The organism is Arthrobacter gallicola (assembly GCF_014836775.1).
Lineage (GTDB): Bacteria > Actinomycetota > Actinomycetes > Actinomycetales > Micrococcaceae > Arthrobacter_B > Arthrobacter_B gallicola.
In genome coordinates, this window is the sequence record NZ_JACSQD010000001.1 from 191,066 (window position 1) to 210,934 (window position 19,869).

The window sequence follows — 19,869 nt, forward strand, 5'->3', positions numbered from 1 at the left end:
TGGTGCAGTTGACCGATCCCACCCCCGAGGCAGTTGTTCACTTCATTGCCAGGGTGGTTGATGCGCCCTGGCCTCGGGAATCCGGCGCCTTCATGGCCTATTTTGACCGGCTCGGGTGTACCCCGGGGGAGTCGCTGGAGTACACCGATCCGGTGCCGGGGAGTGCCGGCGGCCCTTTCAGCTGCGAGAGTATTTTCCTGGAGAACGGGTCATGGGCGGCGTTCCGCGGGCAGTTGTTTTCCCTAAACTTCTTCCTCTACTCCGGCAGGCGGGACTCGGAGGCATTAGCTGAAGTTGGATTCGAAGCTGTTCGGGAACGTCTCAGTGCTGAATTCGGTCCACCTGTGGACTCAGGCGATGACGCGAACGGCAACCACTCGGCGTTTTGGACCCCTGGCGAAAACTCGATCGAGCTTTACGGTCACGTCGCTCTTGCACCGGCGCCGCAGGTCGGCGTGGGCCGGCGCAGTGTGGAGGCGTTGTACAACGAAGGCGCCCTGCAAGCTGACCGAAGGTAGGCTGGAATTTCACCGATCGGAGAGCACACAAATGGCTGTGACAGGGACGACCGCCACCACGGTGGATGAGGTGCTGGCCCAGCTGGCCGCGCTGGAGGATCCGAAGGTTCGTGCCGTGAACGAAAAGCACGGCGACGATCACGGTGTGAATCTGAGCAAGCTGCGCGCTGTCGCCAAGCAGTTGAAGACCCAGCAGGAGTTGGCCCGGGAGCTGTGGAAGACGGGCGATACCCCGGCCCGGCTGGTGGCATTACTGACCTGCCGGCCGAAAGCCTTCGAATGCAGCGAACTCGACACCATGCTGCGCGAAGCACGCGTCCCCAAAGTCCACGACTGGCTGGTGAACTATGTCGTAAAAAAGAGTTCCTGTGCAGAGGAACTGCGGGTCGCCTGGATGGAGGACCCGGACCCGGTGGTGGCCAGTGCCGGCTGGGCGTTGACCGGTGAGCGGGTGTCCAAGGGTCCTGACGGACTGGATCTGCGCGGCCTGCTGGACACGATTGAAGCCGAGATGAAGGATGCTCCGGACCGGCTGCAGTGGGCGATGAATAACTGCCTGGCCCAGATCGGCATCACCCATCCTGAGCTTCGCTCCCAGGCCATCGGCATCGGGGAGCGGCTGGAGGTCCTCAAGGACTACCCGACACCGGCAAACTGCACCTCGCCGTACGCTCCGGTGTGGATCACGGAAATCGTGCGCCGGCAGCAGGAGAACTAAGGTCCGCTGTCCGGGTCCGGCCGCAACTCGATCACCGTAGCGTCGCGGCGGGCCACACCCTGGCGGAATGCCAGATGGCCGCCCAGGAACCCTGCTCCGGCAGCAGCAGCGTTGCCGGCCAGGCCAAGGCCCATGCCAATTCCGTGACGGCCGCGCCCCCGGGCGAGCAGGGAGCCGATCATCAGGAACATGGACACGTCGGTGCCCAGTGAGTGGATTGCGCCGACGCGCCGCTCGGCTCCCGTCAGATCAGCCCAGTCGGCCGCGCCCGCAAACCCCGCCACCAGGCCTCCCGCGACCCCGACGCCGGTGAGCAGCCCTGCACTGCGCTGTGCCTGCTCACCCCCGGTCACATCCAGGATGGAGGCACTAACCCAGCACCCGAGCGTCAGGTGCGTGAGTACCGGATGGATCGAGTAGCCAAGCACGTTCGTGTGCAGCGGTCCCCGGCGGGCCCAGTCAATAACCGGTTTGTAGAAGGCGGCCTGGGCGTCAGCCACCCGTTCGGCCGCGGGGCTTTCACCCACGGCCCGAACGAAGCGCTGCGGCCTTGAAAGACGGTTCACGCCAGCAGACGATACCTCCGCATGAGCCTGCTGCACAGGGTAGAAACCTCGACCTGCCACGGCCTTCGCCGTTATTGTGGCACCCCTAAGCGCGGCGATCCCTGGCCGGGTCCACCGGTCTGTGCGAAAGGCCGCCGCGCAGGCAAAGGAGCACACCGTGGGAACTCTATCCCTGGACTTGTTCATCACGCTCGACGGCGTCTACCAGGCGCCCGGAGGGCCCGAAGAGGACCCGGAGGGAGGCTTCGAATACGGCGGCTGGCAGGCTGCCTATTCCGACGACGAAGCAGGCCAGTCCATCATGGCGAACATCGACAGCATGGACGCCCTACTTCTCGGCCGCAAAACCTATGACATCTTTGCTGCGTTCTGGCCCGTTCAAAGCCCCGATGACCCCATCGCCGCCAAGTTCAACGCCATGCCTAAATTCGTAGTGTCCCGGTCCCTGGCCGACCCCTCGTGGGAAGGCACCGAGGTGCTGGCAGGACCAGCGGATGTTGCCCGGCTCAAGGATCGGTTCAGCGACATCCACATTATTGGCAGCGGAGACCTGGCCCGGTCGCTGCTCAAGGATGGCCTGATAGACCGGCTGAACCTCTTCCTGTATCCACTGACCTTCGGCACCGGCAAACGGCTTTTCGCTGACGGGACGGGGGTGCCGGCGGCCTTCACCCTCGCCCAGCCACCCAGGGGTTTCCCCAAGGGAGCGGTCTCTCTGGTCTACGAACTTGCGGGCACCCCCATCACGGGAATCACTATCGGCCAGGAGTAGCAGTGCGCGGATGCCGGGGGCCGGAGCAGAGAAAGAAGTCGGGTCAGCCGTCACGCAGTTTCAGGGCCCGGTAGATCGTGTCATGGATCGGCACCGGAACTCCGTATTGAGCGGCGATGCGCACTACCGCCCCCGTCTGCTCGTCCAGCTCCGAGGGCCTGCCGGCAGCCAGGTCCCGCTGCATCGAGGACGTGCTGCTGGGATCGAAGGTGTCGTACTGCCGCATCATGGCCTCGACGTCGGTTTCATCCAGGGGAGTGCCGGCAGCCGTGGCGAGGTGGGCCACTTCACTCATGGCGTCCCGGACGAGGCTGCGGCTGAGCGGGTTGGCACGCGTCCGACCCACCGGTTCCCGGGACAGGGCTCCCACTCCGCCGTAGGAGGTGATGAGCATGAACTTCCGCCACATGTCAGCAGCGATGTGCTGGGAGATGGTGGTCTGTACCCGGGCGTCCGAGAGCGCCGCTGCAAGTCTCTCGACCCGGCTGGTCACCTTCCCGTTTAGTTCTCCCAGGGTGATGCTTGGTTGGCCGCCCACATGATGCACAATCCCCGGTTCGGTCAGATAGGAGATGATGAGGCAGACCCCGCCCAGTGCATGCCCGGCACCGACGGCGTCGGTAATCTGCTGGGTGGCGCTCACCCCGTTTTGCAGCGGGAGGACAGCCGTGTCGGTCCCCACCAGGGCCTTGGCCTCCAACAGCGCTTCGCGGACCTGCCCGGCTTTGCTGGCAACAACGACCGCATCGCAGACACCAATATCTGCCGCGTCCGTGCTGATGCTGGCCGGCCTAGCCGTGAACCCGTCGGACCCGTCTCCTTTGGTGACGCGGATTCCATTGGTCCGGATGGGCTCGATATGCCGCGGAGTCGCCACCACGTGGACTTCGTGGCCGGCGCGGGCCAGCGCGGCAGCGAAATACGCGCCGACGCCTCCGGCCCCCACTATCCCGATCTTTAGGGTGTTTCCGCTGGTCTGTGCCTCGGGTGCAGTTGTCATGCCCCCAACATAGTGCCGTTCCCCCGCGGTGGTGCGGCAGGCACTCTGAGTGGTGCAAACCCGGGTGGGGATGATCCGCCTTGCGGGTCGACGTTACCGCCCGGGGCTGTGTACCAGACTCCAGTCGTCGCTGTTTGGGTTCTGGCGCCATAGCTGCCGCGGTGCCTCTGCTTCACGGGCAACGTCCCCAAGCCACAGCGTACTGTCCGGATCCAACCCAGCGAGCACAGACGCTGTGTCTGCACCCACCTGCAGCGCACGGCCTGCGGTGTGCAGGTAGCCGGCGGTCGTCAGGTGCACCGCGTCCCACTCCCCGGCAAGCAACTGCCAATCCGGGATGACCCAACGGCCATCGCGTCCGGTGGTGTGGAACCAGTCGTGCCGGCGGGAAGCCGTGACCTCCAGAGGGAAGGAGCGGCAGAGAAGGATCCAGTCCTCCGCCGTTTGGATCTCGAATGTCCTGCCGGATCCGTAGACCGGAATCACGGTGGCCTGCTTCTCGCCGAAGGAATCCTCCACTAGGTTCAAAGCGGCCGGAATGGCGCCGACTGTCCGGAGGAGACGGCCGGGGAAGGACCACCAGTTGCCAGAGAAGTTGGCGTAAACGTTCTGAGGGCGATCGCGGGCGGCCTGGGCTTCCTCGGCGCGTATCTCTTTCGCCCATCTACTCAACGCTTGGTGCGGATCCCGCGGCAGCGGTGCCGGGTCCTCGGCTGAGCGCCAGTCAATGGCCCACTGTTCAGGCCGGCGGGGCTGGGACCAGCTCCGCCAGGTGGGCGAGGCCAGGACCTGCTCGGCAAGCGGGCGGAAAGCGTCGACGACGGCCGGAAGGCTGGCGAGTACGTCTTCCCCTGCGGGTTCCTGCCAGTAGCGGGCGTTCCTGACCGAGCACTCACGTGCAGCCGCGAGCTGCCCCGAAGTGAGACTGGAAGCATCGATGGATTGGAGTTCTGCTGCCAAATCTTCCAGCGACGGGGCGCCACCGGGGAAACCAGGATCGCCGGAGTCGTCGCTCGACAAGGCGAACATAACAGTGGAGGTTCCCTTGCCGGGGTCGAGTTCGTACGCCAGGGAGAAGGCGGCGTTCCTGACATCAGGACTGAGTTCCGCCGCGAGTTCAAGGCACAGGCGCCTGCCACGGGGGCCGTCAAGGAGCAACTCCGGTTCGGCATTCATCCGCTCATCCTTGCACGTCGGACCCTGATCCAAGGGTGCCAGGACCACGCCCGGCCAAGAAGCCGGCGCCGCGTCGGTGTGCCACAATCGTGCCCATGCCGCTGGAATCCATCTCGACCCACGAGGACAGCCTTCTCATCGGCTGGTCCTTCCCGAGCCCCACGCGTGATCTGTGGGACGGGCTGACTGACCGGACGCTGCTGTCCCAGTGGTTGGGCCAGCCCATCGAATGCGACATGAGGGCGGGTGGGAGGCTCGTCGTCGAGCATGGGGAGGGCTACGCATCCCACAGCGATATCATGGAGGCAGATCCGCCGCACAGGCTTGCCATGACGTGGAACTTTCCCGATGAACCCGAATCCCGGCTCCTCTTCGAACTGCACCCCTCGGACCCGGGTACCAGGTTGGAGCTCACGCACCAAGATCTGGGCAGCTTTGTCGGCTCTTACGGTCCTGGCTGGATCACGCATCTGACGTATCTGGAAGCCGCGATCAGTGGCACTCCACTGGTCACGGCACAGTTCTGGCAGCTACACGCCACTGTCGAGGCGCTCTACAACGATAGAAGGCCCGCTGCCACGGGCACTACCCATGCGACGGTGTATTCAGCTGCGGCCCCTTTACCGCCGTTAACGCGATAGGGAGTACCCGCGAACTCAGTGACCTGGAGCTAATCAGCCAGGTCAAACCGGTAGAGGCTGTAAAGGCTGCAGGTGCTAGATCGCAACTATATTCCGCGGGCCACGGAATGACCGAACTGGGCCGAATGGGCGGGCGCCATCGCGGTTGCTCTCGGTTTATTCTTCGCTGTGCAGTCTGAGTTTCTGTGCCCCAACCGCGCCGCGGCCCGTCGTCAGAAAAATTACGACGACGGCGACCAGTGCGCCGATGGTGGTTTCTACCGCCCGGTCCAGGGTCAACTCCCACACCGGCTGCGCCGAGACGAATCCGGTCATCAGCAGAGCCACGGGTGTCAGGAAGACCATGGCGAGAGCGTAGTGCCTCATGACGTATACCTCTCCGCCAAACTGGAGAGCTGCAAGCAGGATTGCCAGCTGCACCGGACTCCAATCGGGCTGCAGCAGCAGCGCGGAGAGCAGCACGCCGCCATAAGTTCCCAGAATGAAATGTCCGGCCCGTGCTGGAGCATGAGCGGCGTCCGCGGCGGAAATGGGGGCACAGGCCGCGAGCATCGCCCAGTAGCTGTGGCCCGGCCCCAAGAGCAGGGCCAGTGAGCCGGCGGCTGCGACGGCGGCAGCGTACCTTCCGGAATGGGCCAAGACGCGGGCTGCTTTCGGCGGCGGAGCATGCGGGCGCAGTATTACCGGAGTATGGCGGCGGGCATGCACCCGGCCGGCAATTCCCAGCAGAACGGCGGTTGCGGCGCTTCCGGACACGGCTAGGGCTGCTTCTCCCATGGATCCTGAAAACGGTGCGGCAGCAGTGGCGGTAAACGCGAAGATGTAGGTGAAGGGCCCCGCGGGCCGGATCCGCAGGACGTCTGCCACCAGCGATATCACCAAGGCGACAACGGTGGCGCTGACCACCAATTCCCAGTCACTGCGCCCGGCGATGGACATGGATACTCCGGCCACCACAGTCATGCACATCAGTAAGCCGGACTGGGTCTGATGCCGCAGCCTTCGCCAGTGGGGTTCCGAGCGACCAAATACACCCGTTAGCGAGCCGAAGATGGCGCACATGGTCAGGTTGGTGCGGTCCAGCAGAATCAGCACCAGCAGCGGGATGAGCATCCCTGCCGCCACCCGCACAGCGGGGAACCGATGCCCCCGGCCAGCTGGGACGGCCAAGAAGCCACGGAGGTCTTGCGTCACGGGTTAGGAGCCTTTCGCTGCGGCAGCAAACAGGAAATTGCCGCCTTTACACCCTATGAGAGCGATCTCCACCAGCGCGGCACCCACCCTTGTGATTCATCTCGCACCGCAGCTGCCCACTTCTGGTCCAGTACCGGGTAGGTGATCCGGATCTGGGAGAGCCGCTGGAGACCTGAAGCCGTTCCGGTGCCAGCATGAGCGCCGTCGAGAACCTCGTTTTGGGCGCGAACTCGGCGGAGCGTACGAAAGCGCCGGACGGACCTGGTTAGGCGGCAGGAATGCCGCCGTTCCGGTCCGCCCGGCGCATGCCAAGCGAATGAAACGGAGAAAGAGCTAGGCAGCAGCCACCGGAACAGCACCGGCGTTGAAGAGCCGGCCGTTGACCCCGTCAGAGGCGCCAACGCGGTCCAGATACGGGGTGATGCCACCCAGATGCATCGGCCAGCCGGCACCGAGGATGACGCAGAGGTCAATGTCCTCAGGACCTGCCACCACGCCCTCGTCGAGCATCAGGCCGATCTCCTCGGCCAGGGCATCCTGCGTGCGGCGCAGGACTTCCTCCGAGGTGGACGGCGAGTCGCCGAAGGACAGCAGCGCCAAAGTTTCCTCCGGCACATAAGGCTTCCCGTCGGCGTCCTGCTGCCACAGCGACTTGATGCCGGCGTCGATCAGCTTCTGCGAGTTCTCCGAGACGTGGAACCGGTCGCCAAAGGCAGCGTGCAGGGACTCCTGGACGTGCTGGCCAACCGGCAGGCCGACCAGGGCCAGCAGGTTGAACGGGGTCATCGGCAGGCCCATCGGGCGCAGTGCATTGTCCGCGGTGGCGGCGTCGGTGCCCTCATCGAAGACCTTGGTGATCTCGCCGAACATCCGGCCCAGGATCCGGTTGACCACAAACGCGGCCGCGTCCTTGACCAGCACAGCGGTCTTCTTCAGCTGCTTGGCCAGGACAAACGCGGTGGCCAGCACGGCGTCGTCGGTCTTCGGGGCACGAACGATCTCCAGCAGCGGCATCACGGCCACCGGATTGAAGAAGTGGAAACCGACCACGCGCTCCGGGTGCTGCAGGTCAGCGGCCATTTCGGTGACGGAGAGCGAGGAGGTGTTGGTCGCCAGGATGCACTCGGAGGAGACCACGGCCTCCAGCTCGGCGAAGACCTGCTTCTTGACCGACATTTCCTCGAACACGGCCTCGATCACGAAGTCCGCGTCAGCAAAGGCTTCCTTGGACACCGAGCCGGTGACCAGCGCCTTGGTGCGGTTCGCGGCGTCGGGCGAGATGCGGCCCTTGCCCAGCAGCTTGTCCACCTCGGCGTGAACGTAGCCCACGCCCTTGTCCACGCGGGCCTGGTCGATATCCGTCATCACCACGGGCACCTTCAGGTTCTTCGCGAACAGCAGTGCCAGCTGGCTGGCCATCAGGCCGGCACCGACGACGCCGACCTTGGTCACCGGCCGGGCCAGCTTCTTATCCGGAGCACCGGCGGGACGCTTGCCGCGCTTCTGCACCAGGTCCAGGAACGCGTAGACCGTGGCCTGGAACTGCGGGGTCTGCATCAGCTCTGCCAGCGCGTCACACTCGGCTTCGCGGGACTGCTCGCGGGTCCAGTCCTTGCCGGCTTCGAGCAGGTCCAGCACCTTGGCGGGCGCGGGGGCGGCATTGGAGGTGCGGGCTTCCACGAAGGCCCGGCCAGCCGCAACCGCGGCGTCCCAGCGGTCACTGACGTCGGAAGGCTCGACGGCGTTCGGCCGGTTCACGGTCTCGGCGCCGGTGATGACCAGGGAGGCCCAGGCGAGGGACTGCTCCAGGAAGTCGGCAGGTTCGAACAGGGCATCGGCTATACCGAGCTTGTAGGCGGCCGGCCCGGAGAGGGTGCGGTTGTTGCTCAGCGGGTTCTCGATCATCACCTTGACGGCGTTCTCCGGACCGATCAGGCGCGGCAGCAGGTAGACCCCGCCCCAGCCCGGCACCAGGCCGATGAACGCCTCCGGCAGGGCCAGGGCGCCGGCACCGGTGGAGACCGTGCGGTAATCGGACTGCAGGGCAATCTCCAGGCCGCCGCCCAGGGCCACACCGTTGATGAACGCGAAGCTGGGAACGCCCAGGCTGCCGAGCTTGGCATAGACCTCGTGGCCCAGGGCGGCCATGGCCACGCCGTCGTCGTACTCGCCCAGGGACTTTACGGCGGAAAGATCGGCACCGGCCACCAGGTAGTGCGGCTTTCCGGTCACGCCGACACCTACGATTTCGCCCCGGCCGGCCCGTTCCTGAAGGGAGTCCAGCACGCTGCCCAGTTCCAGCAGCGTGTTCGGGCCCAGCGTGGTGGGGCGGGAGTGATCGACGTCGTTATCCAGCGTGATCAGCGCGAAGGTCCCGGCACCTCCGGGCAGTTCCACGTCGGAGACGTAGGAGTGGGTGACAATCTCGTTGGGGAAGAGCCCGGCGAGGCGCTGGTAGTCGCTAGCAGTCATTACTTCGATGCCTCCGTGGACTCGGTGTTGTATTCGGGGTGGTTGGGGTTTTCCCAGATGACGGTGGCGCCCATGCCCAGGCCGATGCACATGGTGGTCATGCCGTAGCGCACGGACGGATCTTCCTCGAACTGGCGGGCCAGCTGTGTCATCAGCCGGACGCCGGAGGAGGCCAGCGGATGTCCGACGGCGATTGCCCCGCCGTAGCGGTTCACGCGGGGATCATCGTCAGCGATGCCGAAGTGATCCAGGAAGGAAAGCACCTGGACGGCGAAGGCCTCATTGATTTCAAACAGGCCGATGTCCTCGATGGACAGGCCGGTCTGTTTCAGGGCTTTTTCCGTGGCCGGGACCGGGCCGATGCCCATGACTTCGGGCTCGACGCCGGCGAAGGCGTAGCCGACCAGGCGCATCTTCACGGGCAGGCCGAGTTCCTCCGCAGCATCGGCGGACGCCAGCAGGGCCGTGGTGGCGCCGTCGTTCAGGCCTGAGGCGTTGCCGGCGGTGACCCGGCCGTGCGGGCGGAACGGGGTGCGCAGGGTGGCCAGGTCTTCGACCGTGGTTCCGGGGCGGGGGCCTTCGTCGACGCTGCTCAGGGTCCAGCCGGCGCCGGCCTTCTTGGTGGCAACGGGAACCAGGTCCGGCTGGATCTGGTTGCCGGCGTAGGCCTTGGCCAGCTTTTCCTGGCTGGCAGCGGCGTACGCGTCGGTGCGTTCCTTGGTGATGTCCGGGAAGCGGTCGTGCAGGTTCTCGGCGGTATTGCCCATGTTCAGGGCGGCGGGGTCCACCAGCCGTTCGGTGACGAACCGCGGGTTCGGATCCGCGCCGTCGCCCATCGGGTGGTGGCCCATGTGCTCCACGCCGCCGGCGATGACGACGTCGTAGGCGCCGAAGCCGATGCCGGACGCGGTGGTGGTGACGGCTGTCATGGCGCCGGCGCACATGCGGTCAATGGCAAAGCCGGGAACGCTGCGGGGGAGTCCGGCCAGCAGCGCTGCGGTGCGGCCGATGGTCAGGCCCTGGTCCCCGGTCTGGGTAGTGGCGGCGATGGCTACTTCATCGACGCGCTCGGGCGGCAGCGACGGGTTGCGGCGCAGGAGCTCGCGGATGCACTTGACCACCAGGTCATCGGCGCGGGTATCGGCGTACATGCCCTTCTCGCCGGCGCGTCCAAAGGGGGTGCGGACGCCGTCTACGAAAACAACGTCCCTGATCTGCCGTGCTCGGCTTTGTGGGCTCACGTACTGCTCCTCTTTGAGATGTGGACAAGCTCGCTCTCGATGTTACTCGTCAGTAACTTAGGCTGCAAGGGCCCGGGGCGGGAGCGGTGGGTCCGCCGCCGCCCCCGCCCCGGAGACTACAGCGGCGTTACGCGAATATCATCGTGTTTCGGCAGGCTGCTCGACGATCACGGTGAAGCTCTGCCCGCCGTCTGTGGAGTGTTCCAGGCCGGCATCGGTCATGGCCCAGATCTGCAGCCCGTCAGCCGTCTCCGCTGCGGTCACTGCCACCGGATAGCCGGCAAGGGTTCCTGCTTCGGACCAGGTGGTGCCCTGGTCCGTGCTGGTGAGGACGCCGCCGTCGGGCTTCACTCCAACGAGTCTGGACTGCTCCGTCACCGCGGCCAGCATGATCACCGGGGCGTCGGGAAGCTGGGTCCAGCTTTTGCCTGCATCCTCCGACAGATACGGGCCTTGTTCCGTGGTGGCGACAGCCAGCGTGCCCGACGGCGATCCGGCCAGACTGTAAGGAGTGAGCTGCGTGGGAGCATCGGTCCACGCCGTGCCGTCCTCACTTAGCCGGAGGGTCCCGTCGAAGCCGATGATGCCGCCGCTGGTGACAGTGAGGGCATGGAAATCGGATTCGCCGGCCAGCGACTCCTGCGTCCAGTTATGGCCGTCGGCGGACCGGATCAGGCCGACCGGATCGGGCAGGTCAACGCCGGGCCCAGGATGCCCGGAGGCTAGGTAGTCGCCGTTGCCGTCGACGGCGAAGCCCATGAGGTCGATGTTGGCGCCCCTGGGGACCAGGCTGTTCCCGGAAACCTCGAAGACGCCCTCGTGCGAGGCGACGAGTACATCCGTGGTGCCGGGTTTGAGGGCCAGGGCATGGACATGACTGGGGAAGGGCGGTGCTGCCGCCTGGTCCTGCGCGTCAACGGGAGGGGAGCAGGCGGTCAGCGTCAGGATGACGACGGCGGCAGCCGCGCCGGCGCGCACGCCGTGACTCAGCCTCATGCCAGGCCCTGCAGCAGGTTCTGCATTTCGGCGATTTCGGCGTTCTGGCTGGCGATGATGTCCTCGGCGAGCTTCACGGCAGTGGGGTTGGAGCCGGACGCAGCTTCCTCTTCGGCCATCTTCACCGCGCCGTCGTGGTGCTCGATCATCTGGGAGAGGAACAGCTTGGCGGCGTCGGTTCCCTGGGCGCTTTCCAACGCGGCCAGGTCCTCGTCGGAGAGCATGCCGTCCATCTCCATGGAGTGTCCGGGCATTTCCCGGGGCTCGTCCCAGGCTTCCAGCCATTCGTCCATCTTTTCGATTTCCGGTCCCTGGGCGGCCTTGATCTTGGTGGCCAGTTCCTCGATCTGGGGATCGAGTCCTTCCTTGGCCAGCATGAGGTCGCTCATGGTGACGGCCTGTTCATGATGCGGGATCATCATCTGGGCGAACATGGTATCCGCGCTGTTGTGGTCTGCAGCAGGGGTATCGGTGGATTCCCCGCTGCCGTGGTGGTCCATGCCGGGCATGCTGCTCTCCGGCGCGGGGCTCGAATCCGGGGCGCTGCTGGTGGCCGCGCATCCCGCCAGGGCGATGGCGGCGGCGAGGGCGGCTGCAGAAACAGGGGCAAGCTTCTTCTTCAAGGTGTTTTCCTTCGGTCAGTACGTTCGTTGACTAATCAGCACTGCCGCGCTGGGCAGGCACGCAAAGGGGGGCTCCGGAGAATGGTGGAGCCGGGAATTTACGTGCGGCTGATGCAGAGTTGAACGAGCGAAGGAGCAGCCGGGGGAGCCAGCCTGGCGGGAACGGCCGAGGGCGGGTCCGGACGGTCCGGGTTCCGGTGCCGGCGGGATACCAGCGCACCGATGAGCGCCGTAATGCTGAGAAGCACCAGGAACATCATGCAGAGGCCCGCTGCACAGCCGGCCGGTCCGCATTCGGGGCACGCTCCGGAACTGTGCCCGCCGTCGGAGGCCGGAGCAGCTGCGGCTGCCGGATCGGCACTGTGACGGAGGGCTGTCCCGCTGGAGTCCGCTGAGGTGCCGGACGGGCTGGCGGCCGAATGAGCGGCTGCCGGGTGGCCTGCGGCGTGACCGGCGGCAGCATGGGGGTCGGCGAGCATATGCATGCCGAGGATTCCGGCCAGGACCGCCAGGAGGCCGAGGGCGGTGGTGAGCAGCTGCGGCGTCGACCGTATGGTCAACGCATGGCCGGCTGCGGCCCGAATACCTGCCCTCATAATGAGCGCCAGTCTAACAGGGGGGCGGACGGGTCGGCCCAGGCACGGAGAGCCGGGACCGCCCCACGGCAGCCCCGGCTCCCCGGCGTCAGCACAAACGAACTAGACGGTGGTGGCGTCCTGCACTTCGCCCACCAGCTCTTCGATGATGTCCTCCAGGAACAGGACACCGGTGATCGTGCCATCGGCATCCAGCACGCGGGCGACGTGGGAGCCGGTGCGGCGCATCGTTTCGAGTGCGTCTTCCAGCTCGCTGCCGCGGTAGGCGCTGGCCAGGCGGCGGATGCGCTTGGCCGGAACCGGAGCGTGGAAGCGTTCCGGTTCCACCAGGTCCATCACGTCCTTGAGGTGCAGGTAGCCGGTGAGATCGCCGTCGTCGTCGGCCAGGATGTAGCGGGAGTAGCCGTGGCTGCCAACCGCCTGCTGGATGTCGGCGGGGGTGGCCCCGGCCGGCACCAGAACCATGTCCCCGATCGGCACCTCAACGTCGGCCACGGTCTTGGAGGTGAATTCAAATGCCGCGGTGAGTGTTCCGCTGGAATCCTCCAGGACACCTTCCCGGGTGGACTGCTCCACAATCGTGGCTACCTCATCCAGAGTGTAGGTGCTGGTTGCCTCATCCTTCGGCTCCACCTTGAACAGGCGCAGCACAGTGTTGGCGATGGCGTTCAGGCTCCAGATCACCGGCTTGAAAGTGCGGGCCACAATCACCAGCGGGGGAGCGAGCAGCAGTGCGGCCCGGGTGGGAACGGAGAAGGAGATGTTCTTGGGGATCATCTCACCGGCCACCACGTGCAGGAAGGTCACCAGCAGCAGCGCCACGATGAACGCGGTGAAACTGATCGCTTCCGGTGTCAGCGGTGTGTTGGCCAGCGGGATCTCCAGCAGGTGGTGGATGGCCGGCTCGGAGACGTTCAGGATCAGCAGCGAGCAGACAGTGATGCCGAGCTGGCTGGTGGCCAGCATCAGGGTGGCGTGTTCCATCGCCCACAGGGTGGTCTTGGCGGCCTTGCTGCCCTGCGCGGCCTTGGGCTCAATCTGTGAACGGCGGGCAGAGATGACGGCAAATTCGGCGCCGACAAAGAACGCGTTGACGGCCAGCAGCACCACCAGCCAGATAATGCCGGGCAGGTACTCACTCATGGATGATGTCCTTCGTCAGGGTGTCGACCAGGCGGTCGTGCGCACTGCGCGGTGATTCGGAGCCGGGATTCGGTGTGTAGCGCAGCCGCTCGACATGGGTGCCGAGGACACGTTCGACGCGGAGGACGCCGTCGTCGACTTCCACCTCGTCGCCGAGCTCCGGCATCCGGTCCAGGCTGTGCGTAACGAAGCCGGCCAGCGTCTCGTAATCCTCCCCTTCAGGCACGGTAATTCCGGCGCGGTCAAGGAGCTCGTCGGGGCGCAGCGAGGCATCGAAGGTGACGGAGCGTCCGGTGCGGACCACGCCGACCCTCGCGCGGTCGTGTTCGTCTTCGAGTTCACCCACGATTTCCTCGACAAGGTCTTCGAGGGTGACGACGCCGGCGGTTCCGCCGTGTTCGTCGGTCACGATCGCGATCTGCAGTCCCTGGCCGCGCAGGACGCCCAGCAGGCTGTCCACACCCATTGATTCGGGGACGCGCAGCGGCGCCACCATGAGGTCGGCAGCCGTCGTCGTGGCCCGCTCGGAGAGCGGCAGGGCAAACGCCTGCTTGACGTGCAGCACACCGAGGATGTCATCCGAGTCCCGGCCAATGACCGGGAAGCGTGAATAGCCGGTGGAGACGGCGGTGGCGATAACCTCTTCCGCCGAATCGGTTCCGGGGATGCCGACCATCCGCACGCGCGGGGTCATCACGTCCTCAGCGGTGTGGTCCGAGAACCGAAGTGTGCGGTGCAGCAGCTCGGCGTGGTCCTGGTCCAGTACGCCTTCCATCGCCGAGCGGCGGACCAGGAAGCTGAGTTCCTCGGCGCTGCGTGCGCCGGAGAGCTCTTCCTTCGGCTCGATGCCGAAGGAGCGGATGACCGCGTTGGCGGTGTTGTTGCAGAGGAGGATGACGGGTTTGAAGACGGTGGTGAAAAGGGCCTGGAAGGGGACAACCAGCTTGGCCGTGGCCAGGGGGAGTGCCAGTGCGAAGTTCTTAGGCACCAGTTCGCCGATGATCATCGAGAACAGGGTGGCCAGCAGGACGCCGATCACGGTGCCCACACCGCCGACAGCGGCTTCGGGAACACCTGCAGCGAGCATTGGGCTGCGCAGCAGGGAGCTGATGGCCGGTTCGAAGGTGTAACCGGTGAGCAGCGTGGTCAGAGTAATGCCCAGCTGGGCACCTGACAGATGAGTCGAGGTGATCTTCAGGGCCTTGATGGTGGGGCCCAGCCGCTTTTCACCGGCCGCCTGACGCGACTCAAGGTCGTTGCGGTCAAGGTTGACAAGGGCGAATTCCGAGGCAACGAACAATCCGGTGCCAACGGTCAGGAGCAGGCCGATGCCGACCATGATCCATTCATAGGAGTCATTCATGGGGCTGCCCTCCCCGATCCAAAACAACTGGAGCACAGGAGGGCATGGGTTTATGAGAAGGGTCGTCCATAGTAGGAAAAAGCATAACGGGGCCGGCTTGGAGATTCCTGAAAAGCGCAGGTGGCAGCCGCATTCGCAGGAAATTGTTGCAGACCTGTCACAAAAACGGCCGCAGCGGTGTCTTATGGGCAGGCCGGAAATTCCGGCGGAACTCAGCGGCAAGGGAGACACCTCATGGACACCACGGCAGTTATCCTCGGCGGCGGATACGCGGGCGTGATGGCCGCCAACCGGCTGGCCGGGCAGGGGCACCCGGTCATGCTGGTAACCCCGGACGAACGGTTCACGCAGCGGATCCGGCTGCACGAATACACCGCAGGAACGCGGGCCGACCCGAGGGTGGATTACGCAACCCTGCTGAACCCGAAGGTCCAGCTGCTCGCCGGCCGGGCGGAAGCCATCAGACCGGTAACCCGCACCGTGCGTTTGGTGTCCGGCGTGCGGCTGGATTACGGGTACCTCGTGTATGCCGTGGGCAGCGGCGAAGGCCGGGTACCGCCCGGCGCCGTCGCACCCGACCGGTTTTCCGGTGCCGTGGAAGCACGGACACGGCTCTCGCGGCTGGCGCCGGGGGAGCGGATCGCCGTCGTTGGCGGCGGTCTCACTGCCGTTGAGGTGGCGGCCGAAACGGCCGGGGCTTATCCGGAGAACCCGCTCACGCTGTACACCGCGGGGAATCTGGTGCCCCATTTCTCCGCGGGAGCGCGGGCGGGTCTGCTGCGGGGCCTGCGCAGCGCCGGCGTCAGGGTCCAGACCGGCACGGTCAACCCGGACCGGCTTCCGGAAGCCGGCGTCGTGCTTTGGTGTGCAGGATTCGGTGTTCCCCAGTTGGCCGCCCGGAGTGGACTGCCGGTCGACGCCGCGGGACGGCTGGCGCTGGACGCCACGCTGCGTGTGCCCGGGCAGGACCGGATCTACGGCGCCGGAGACGCGGCGGTGATCACTGATCCCGGGTACGGCTACCTGCCCATGACCTGTGCCTCCGCCATGCCCATGGGGGCCGAGGCCGCCGGGAACATCCTGCGCTCCGCCGCCGGAACACCACCGGCCCGCCACAACAGCGGGTTCCTGGGCCAGTGCGTCAGCCTGGGACGGCGGGACGGAGCGGTCCAGTTCCTGACAGCGGACTACACGGCACGGAGTTTCCACCTTCATGGCCGCTCCGCTGCGGTGCTCAAGGAGGTACTCTGCCGAATGACACTGCGGTGGATCCGCGGGGAAGCCAAAAAGAGTGGAGCCTACACATGGCCAGCCGGTCCCAGGATGACGCCGGAGCCGAGCCCTCAGGTGCTTTGGAGCTGACCCGGGAAGCCGATTTCCTGGCCCATCGTGGACTGGTGTTCGCCGTCGCATACGACATCACCGGCACGGTCACCGATGCGGAGGACGTGGTGCAGGAAACCTACCTGCGGTTCGCTGCCGTGCCGGGGCCGGTGGCCAACCCGCGCGCCTACCTCGCCCGGACCGCAGCCACGCAGGCGCTTAACTCGGTGCGGAACTCCGCGCGGCGCCGGGAAGACTATATCGGTGACTGGCTGCCGGAACCCCTCCGCACCGGCCCCGGCAGCGGTGAGCGATTCGATCCCCAGATCGCAGCGCTGACGGCGGCGGAGGTATCCACCGCCATGCTGGTCCTGATGCAGAACCTGTCCGGTCCCGAACGTGCGGCGTTCCTGCTGCGCGAGGTGTTCGGTTTCGCCTACGCCGAGGTCGCCGCCGCGCTGGAATCCAGCGAAGCGGCAGCCCGTCAGCTGGTGCACCGGGCACGGGAGCGGGTCCGCGCGGGCACACCAAGAACCGTGCCGGACAAAGCGGAGCACCGGGCCGCCGTCGAACGTTTCCTGGAAGCGGCTATGACCGGGCAGGTGCAGGCGCTGCTGGATGTGCTGGCCCCGGATGTGGTGCTGGTGTCCGACGGCGGTGGCAAAGTCACGGCCGCCCGGAAACCGGTCCGCGGGCCGGAGCGGGTGGCAGCACTGCTGCTGGGACTGGCCAGCAAATACAGCGCCGGCACCGTTCCGGAGATTATTGAGCTTAACGGGCTGCCGGCGGTCGCCTTCCGCGAGGACGGCACAGTGACCACCGTTTTCCAGGCCAGCACGGAGGGCGGAAAGATTACCGGCGTGTTCGCGATGCGCAATCCCGACAAACTGGTCGGGCTGCAGTAGCGGTCAGTCCCTTATTTGCCACCCAGATAATCCGGCAGAGCCAGGCAGACGGGAGGTGACAGGGGGTCCTTCGAGGTTTCCTCGGCCATTACCTCTCCGTCCACGGTGATTTTGCAGGAGAGGGACGTCGCACCCTCAGCCGGGCCGGGTGAGACGCGGTAGACCGTGTCATACTCCCCGGTGTTGGTGTCCTTGATTTCCCTGGTGAAAGGCAGCGGAGGGTTGTCGACACGCTCCGCCTTTGCGGTGGAGGACTCGGTCACGAATGAAATGGTGCTGGCTACCCCGGCGTCGCTGGTCACTTCGTAGACAACCGTGTGCTCCTTGTTTCCTTCAGGAGAGGGCGCAGCACCGGCGTTCTCCGGTTCGTTCCCTCCGCCGCAGGCGGACAGCGAAGCGGTCAGGAGCAGGACGGCAGCTGTTGCCAGTGTTTTCTTCATGGATCCCCCCAGGTCTCGGAAATGTTCGAAAAAACCCTATCACTGACAAGGGCAGCGGCAGGTTTTGCCGGGTATTGCTGCTCTCCGTCGACGGACCGAGCCCTGCGGGGATACCGCGGTGTCCTACTCCTTCTCCACCAGCGGGTCCGGGTCCAGGAAGGCAACGGTCAGCACCGCGGCGGTCTGGTCGATCTGCCATTCCCGGGCACCCAGGTCCCGCAGGGCAGCGCTGATGGTGTCCAGGTTGATCTCGGACGGCGGACGCCACGCCACCCGGCGCAAATGGTCCGGGGTCAGCAGATTCTCCACCGGCAGGTTCAACCGTTCGGCCACCGCGGCCAGCCGCGGCTTGGCCGTCTGCAGGCGCGCCGCAGCGGCGGGATCGTTCCGCGCCCAGACGCGCGGAGGCGGCGGGGCGTGGGTGGGAACATGCAGCGCCGGCAGGTCTTTGGTGTCCCGGGCGGCGGCGATGCAGCGCAGCCAGCGCGGTGCTTCGCGCTGGGCCGCCCGGCCGTGGAATCCGGGGGTGCCCAGCAGCTGCGGAACCGTGTGGGGCATGGCCCGGGCAGCGGCGACAATCGCCGAGTCCGGAATGAGCCGGCCGGGAGCGGTGTCCCGTCGCTCGGCCAGCTGCTCACGCTCCGTCCACAGCTCACGCACGGCTGCCAGCTGCCGGCGGTCGCGCAGCTGGTGCATCCCGGAGGTGCGCCGCCACGGGTCGGTGCGCGGCGGCGCGGGATCAGCGGTGCGGATCGCTTCAAACTCTTCCTCGGCGAAGGCCAGCTTCCCATCGGCTTCAAGCAGTTTGACCAGCTCTTCACGCAGCTCCGCCAGGACCTCGACGTCCAGGGCGGCATACCGCAGCCACGGTTCCGGCAGGGGCCGCGTGGACCAGTCTGCTGCCGAGTGTTCCTTGGCCAGGCTGAAGCCGAGCAGGTGTTCGATGACGGCGGCGAGGCCAACCCGCGGCAGTCCGGCGAGGCGGGCGGCGAGTTCGGTATCGAAGAGTTTGTCCGGCCACATTCCCAGTTCGGACAGGCAGGGCAGGTCCTGGGTGGCGGCGTGCAGGATCCATTCCACCCCGCTCAGCGCCTCGTTGATGATGCTGAGATCGCGCAGCGGCTCGGGATCGATCAGCCAGGTGCCGGCCCCTTCGCGGCGGATCTGCACCAGGAAAGCGCGCTGGCCGTAGCGGAATCCGGAGGCCCGTTCCGCGTCAACGCCTGCCGGACCCGTTCCCGCGGCCAGGGCACGAGCTGCCCGTTCCAGTCCCGACTGGGTGTCGATGACCAGTGGTACACCGTCACGCGGAGTCTCGAGGACGGGCAGGGGGACTGCTGCCCCGGGCTCGTCTGCGGGCGATTCGGAAAGGGCGTTGCCGGAAGTTTGCGCGGTCATAAGGCTTCCAGTCTATCGAGTGCAGCGGGTGGTCCCGTCCTCCGGGGCGCTGGAGCTAGTTAAGCCGGCGGCGCGGAAGCGGGGAAACGCCGTCGGGAAGCGGAGGAAGTCCGGCGAAAGTGCACACCATGTCGGACCAGGCTTCCAGATGGGACTGCACATCGGCGCCGTCCGGGGTCCAGGACGCGCGCAGCTCAATGTCGATCGCGTCGCTGCGCCCGGCGAGTGTCCCGTAGCTTTCGGAGAGGATCCGGGTTGCCGTGCCGCCCGCGGAGGAATACCGGGCACCGTGCTCCTGCAGGGCGTCCACCAGCCAGGCCCAGGCCACCGAGCCGAGCATCTGATCGTTGCCCATGTCCGGTTCCAGCTCGGCGCGGATGTAGGTGACAATCCGGAAGTTGCCGTTCCAGACGTCGCTGCCCTCGGGATCGTAGAGCAGGATGAACCGTCCGGTGGCCAGCTCCTGGGCCTGCGGAAGCACCTGTCCCACCGGCCCGTGAAAGGTTCCGTCCGTCGGCTGCGGACCGGAGCACACGACGTCGGCCGCCAGTGACACAGCGAAGGGCGCCAGCCGGGTGGGGGCTGGTATCTCCTCCAGCCGCAGTTCCGGCCGGCACTTGGCTCGGCGCAGCGCCCCCAAGGCTGTCAGGAATTCCGGGGGAACCTGAGACAGGTCACCAATCGCACTCACCCTCGAAGATTACGGCGGGCCGATTACCTAAGCGGTGCAGGCTCGCCGAAGTGTCCTATTCGTTACGCGCAACAGCTTACGTACCCGCACCTG

Annotated in this window: 20 protein-coding genes; 6 read left to right on the top strand and 14 right to left on the bottom strand. The window is 66.2% G+C overall.

Going from position 1 to position 19,869, the window contains the following annotated elements; translation table 11 throughout:
- Nucleotides 1-2: 2 nt before the first annotated feature.
- Entirely contained in the window at nt 3-518 is a 516-nt protein-coding gene (locus tag H9639_RS00810; protein ID WP_191806259.1) for a hypothetical protein, read from the top strand.
- A 31-nt stretch (nt 519-549) separates the two neighbouring features.
- Nucleotides 550-1,236, top strand: coding sequence for a DNA alkylation repair protein (locus H9639_RS00815; protein ID WP_191806260.1), 687 nt, complete (start codon nt 550-552; stop codon nt 1,234-1,236).
- On the opposite strand, the gene H9639_RS00820 is transcribed toward H9639_RS00815, so the two are convergent.
- Nucleotides 1,233-1,763 carry a DUF2231 domain-containing protein gene (locus H9639_RS00820; protein ID WP_191806261.1) on the bottom strand — a complete coding sequence of 177 codons (531 nt, stop codon included), beginning with the start codon at nt 1,761-1,763 and terminating at the stop codon, nt 1,233-1,235. The two genes, H9639_RS00815 and H9639_RS00820, sit on opposite strands and share 4 nt — an antisense overlap.
- Before the next feature lie 196 nt (nt 1,764-1,959).
- Here H9639_RS00820 and H9639_RS00825 point away from each other — a divergent pair, with 196 nt between their 5' ends.
- A complete protein-coding gene (locus tag H9639_RS00825; protein ID WP_191806262.1) occupies nt 1,960-2,574 on the top strand; it encodes a dihydrofolate reductase family protein in 615 nt (204 codons plus the stop codon).
- Between the two features lie 43 nt (nt 2,575-2,617).
- Here H9639_RS00825 and H9639_RS00830 read toward each other — a convergent pair whose 3' ends face one another.
- Nucleotides 2,618-3,574 carry a ketopantoate reductase family protein gene (locus H9639_RS00830; protein WP_191806263.1) on the bottom strand — a complete coding sequence of 319 codons (957 nt, stop codon included), beginning with the start codon at nt 3,572-3,574 and terminating at the stop codon, nt 2,618-2,620.
- 93 nt (nt 3,575-3,667) lie between these two features.
- Nucleotides 3,668-4,750: a hypothetical protein gene (locus tag H9639_RS00835; RefSeq protein WP_191806264.1), complete on the bottom strand. Its 1,083-nt coding sequence runs from the start codon at nt 4,748-4,750 to the stop codon at nt 3,668-3,670.
- 95 nt (nt 4,751-4,845) lie between these two features.
- Between H9639_RS00835 and H9639_RS00840 the strand changes: the two genes are divergently transcribed.
- Complete coding sequence (locus H9639_RS00840) at nt 4,846-5,391, top strand: SRPBCC domain-containing protein (RefSeq protein ID WP_191806265.1); 546 nt, start codon at nt 4,846-4,848, stop codon at nt 5,389-5,391.
- A 156-nt stretch (nt 5,392-5,547) separates the two neighbouring features.
- Here the strand turns inward: H9639_RS00840 and H9639_RS00845 are convergent, their stop codons facing one another.
- The 8 genes from H9639_RS00845 to H9639_RS00880 all read right to left on the bottom strand — a co-directional run bounded on the left by H9639_RS00845 (nt 5,548) and on the right by H9639_RS00880 (nt 15,019).
- Nucleotides 5,548-6,504, bottom strand: a complete 957-nt coding sequence (locus tag H9639_RS00845) for an FUSC family protein (protein ID WP_191806266.1) — start codon at nt 6,502-6,504, stop codon at nt 5,548-5,550.
- Between the two features lie 414 nt (nt 6,505-6,918).
- Entirely contained in the window at nt 6,919-9,057 is a 2,139-nt protein-coding gene (locus H9639_RS00850) for a 3-hydroxyacyl-CoA dehydrogenase NAD-binding domain-containing protein (protein WP_191806267.1), read from the bottom strand.
- Nucleotides 9,057-10,298, bottom strand: coding sequence for a thiolase family protein (locus H9639_RS00855; RefSeq protein ID WP_191806268.1), 1,242 nt, complete (start codon nt 10,296-10,298; stop codon nt 9,057-9,059). The genes H9639_RS00850 and H9639_RS00855 overlap by 1 nt, the downstream gene beginning before the upstream one ends.
- A 138-nt stretch (nt 10,299-10,436) precedes the next feature.
- Nucleotides 10,437-11,294: a F510_1955 family glycosylhydrolase gene (locus tag H9639_RS00860; RefSeq protein WP_191806269.1), complete on the bottom strand. Its 858-nt coding sequence runs from the start codon at nt 11,292-11,294 to the stop codon at nt 10,437-10,439.
- Complete coding sequence (locus H9639_RS00865; RefSeq protein WP_191806270.1) at nt 11,291-11,917, bottom strand: DUF305 domain-containing protein; 627 nt, start codon at nt 11,915-11,917, stop codon at nt 11,291-11,293. Before H9639_RS00865 ends, H9639_RS00860 begins: the two co-directional genes overlap by 4 nt.
- A gap of 98 nt (nt 11,918-12,015) precedes the next feature.
- Nucleotides 12,016-12,513 (bottom strand): hypothetical protein, encoded by a 498-nt coding sequence (locus tag H9639_RS00870; RefSeq protein ID WP_191806271.1) that lies wholly within the window; start codon nt 12,511-12,513, stop codon nt 12,016-12,018.
- A gap of 102 nt (nt 12,514-12,615) precedes the next feature.
- Nucleotides 12,616-13,656, bottom strand: coding sequence for a hemolysin family protein (locus H9639_RS00875; protein WP_191806272.1), 1,041 nt, complete (start codon nt 13,654-13,656; stop codon nt 12,616-12,618).
- Nucleotides 13,649-15,019 (bottom strand): hemolysin family protein, encoded by a 1,371-nt coding sequence (locus tag H9639_RS00880; RefSeq protein ID WP_191806273.1) that lies wholly within the window; start codon nt 15,017-15,019, stop codon nt 13,649-13,651. The genes H9639_RS00875 and H9639_RS00880 overlap by 8 nt, the downstream gene beginning before the upstream one ends.
- Before the next feature lie 234 nt (nt 15,020-15,253).
- Between H9639_RS00880 and H9639_RS00885 the strand changes: the two genes are divergently transcribed.
- Both H9639_RS00885 and sigJ read left to right on the top strand, forming a co-directional pair.
- Nucleotides 15,254-16,381, top strand: a complete 1,128-nt coding sequence (locus tag H9639_RS00885) for an NAD(P)/FAD-dependent oxidoreductase (protein ID WP_191806274.1) — start codon at nt 15,254-15,256, stop codon at nt 16,379-16,381.
- Complete coding sequence (gene sigJ / locus H9639_RS00890; protein WP_191806275.1) at nt 16,324-17,247, top strand: RNA polymerase sigma factor SigJ; 924 nt, start codon at nt 16,324-16,326, stop codon at nt 17,245-17,247. The genes H9639_RS00885 and sigJ overlap by 58 nt, the downstream gene beginning before the upstream one ends.
- Nucleotides 17,248-17,258: 11 nt before the next feature.
- On the opposite strand, the gene H9639_RS00895 is transcribed toward sigJ, so the two are convergent.
- The 3 genes from H9639_RS00895 to H9639_RS00905 all read right to left on the bottom strand — a co-directional run bounded on the left by H9639_RS00895 (nt 17,259) and on the right by H9639_RS00905 (nt 19,767).
- On the bottom strand, nt 17,259-17,687 hold the full coding sequence (locus H9639_RS00895) for an MmpS family transport accessory protein (protein ID WP_191806276.1): 429 nt from the start codon (nt 17,685-17,687) through the stop codon (nt 17,259-17,261).
- 123 nt (nt 17,688-17,810) lie between these two features.
- Nucleotides 17,811-19,085, bottom strand: coding sequence for an HRDC domain-containing protein (locus H9639_RS00900; protein ID WP_191806277.1), 1,275 nt, complete (start codon nt 19,083-19,085; stop codon nt 17,811-17,813).
- Nucleotides 19,086-19,140: 55 nt separating this feature from the next.
- On the bottom strand, nt 19,141-19,767 hold the full coding sequence (locus tag H9639_RS00905) for a DUF3000 domain-containing protein (RefSeq protein WP_191806842.1): 627 nt from the start codon (nt 19,765-19,767) through the stop codon (nt 19,141-19,143).
- Nucleotides 19,768-19,869: the final 102 nt, after the last annotated feature.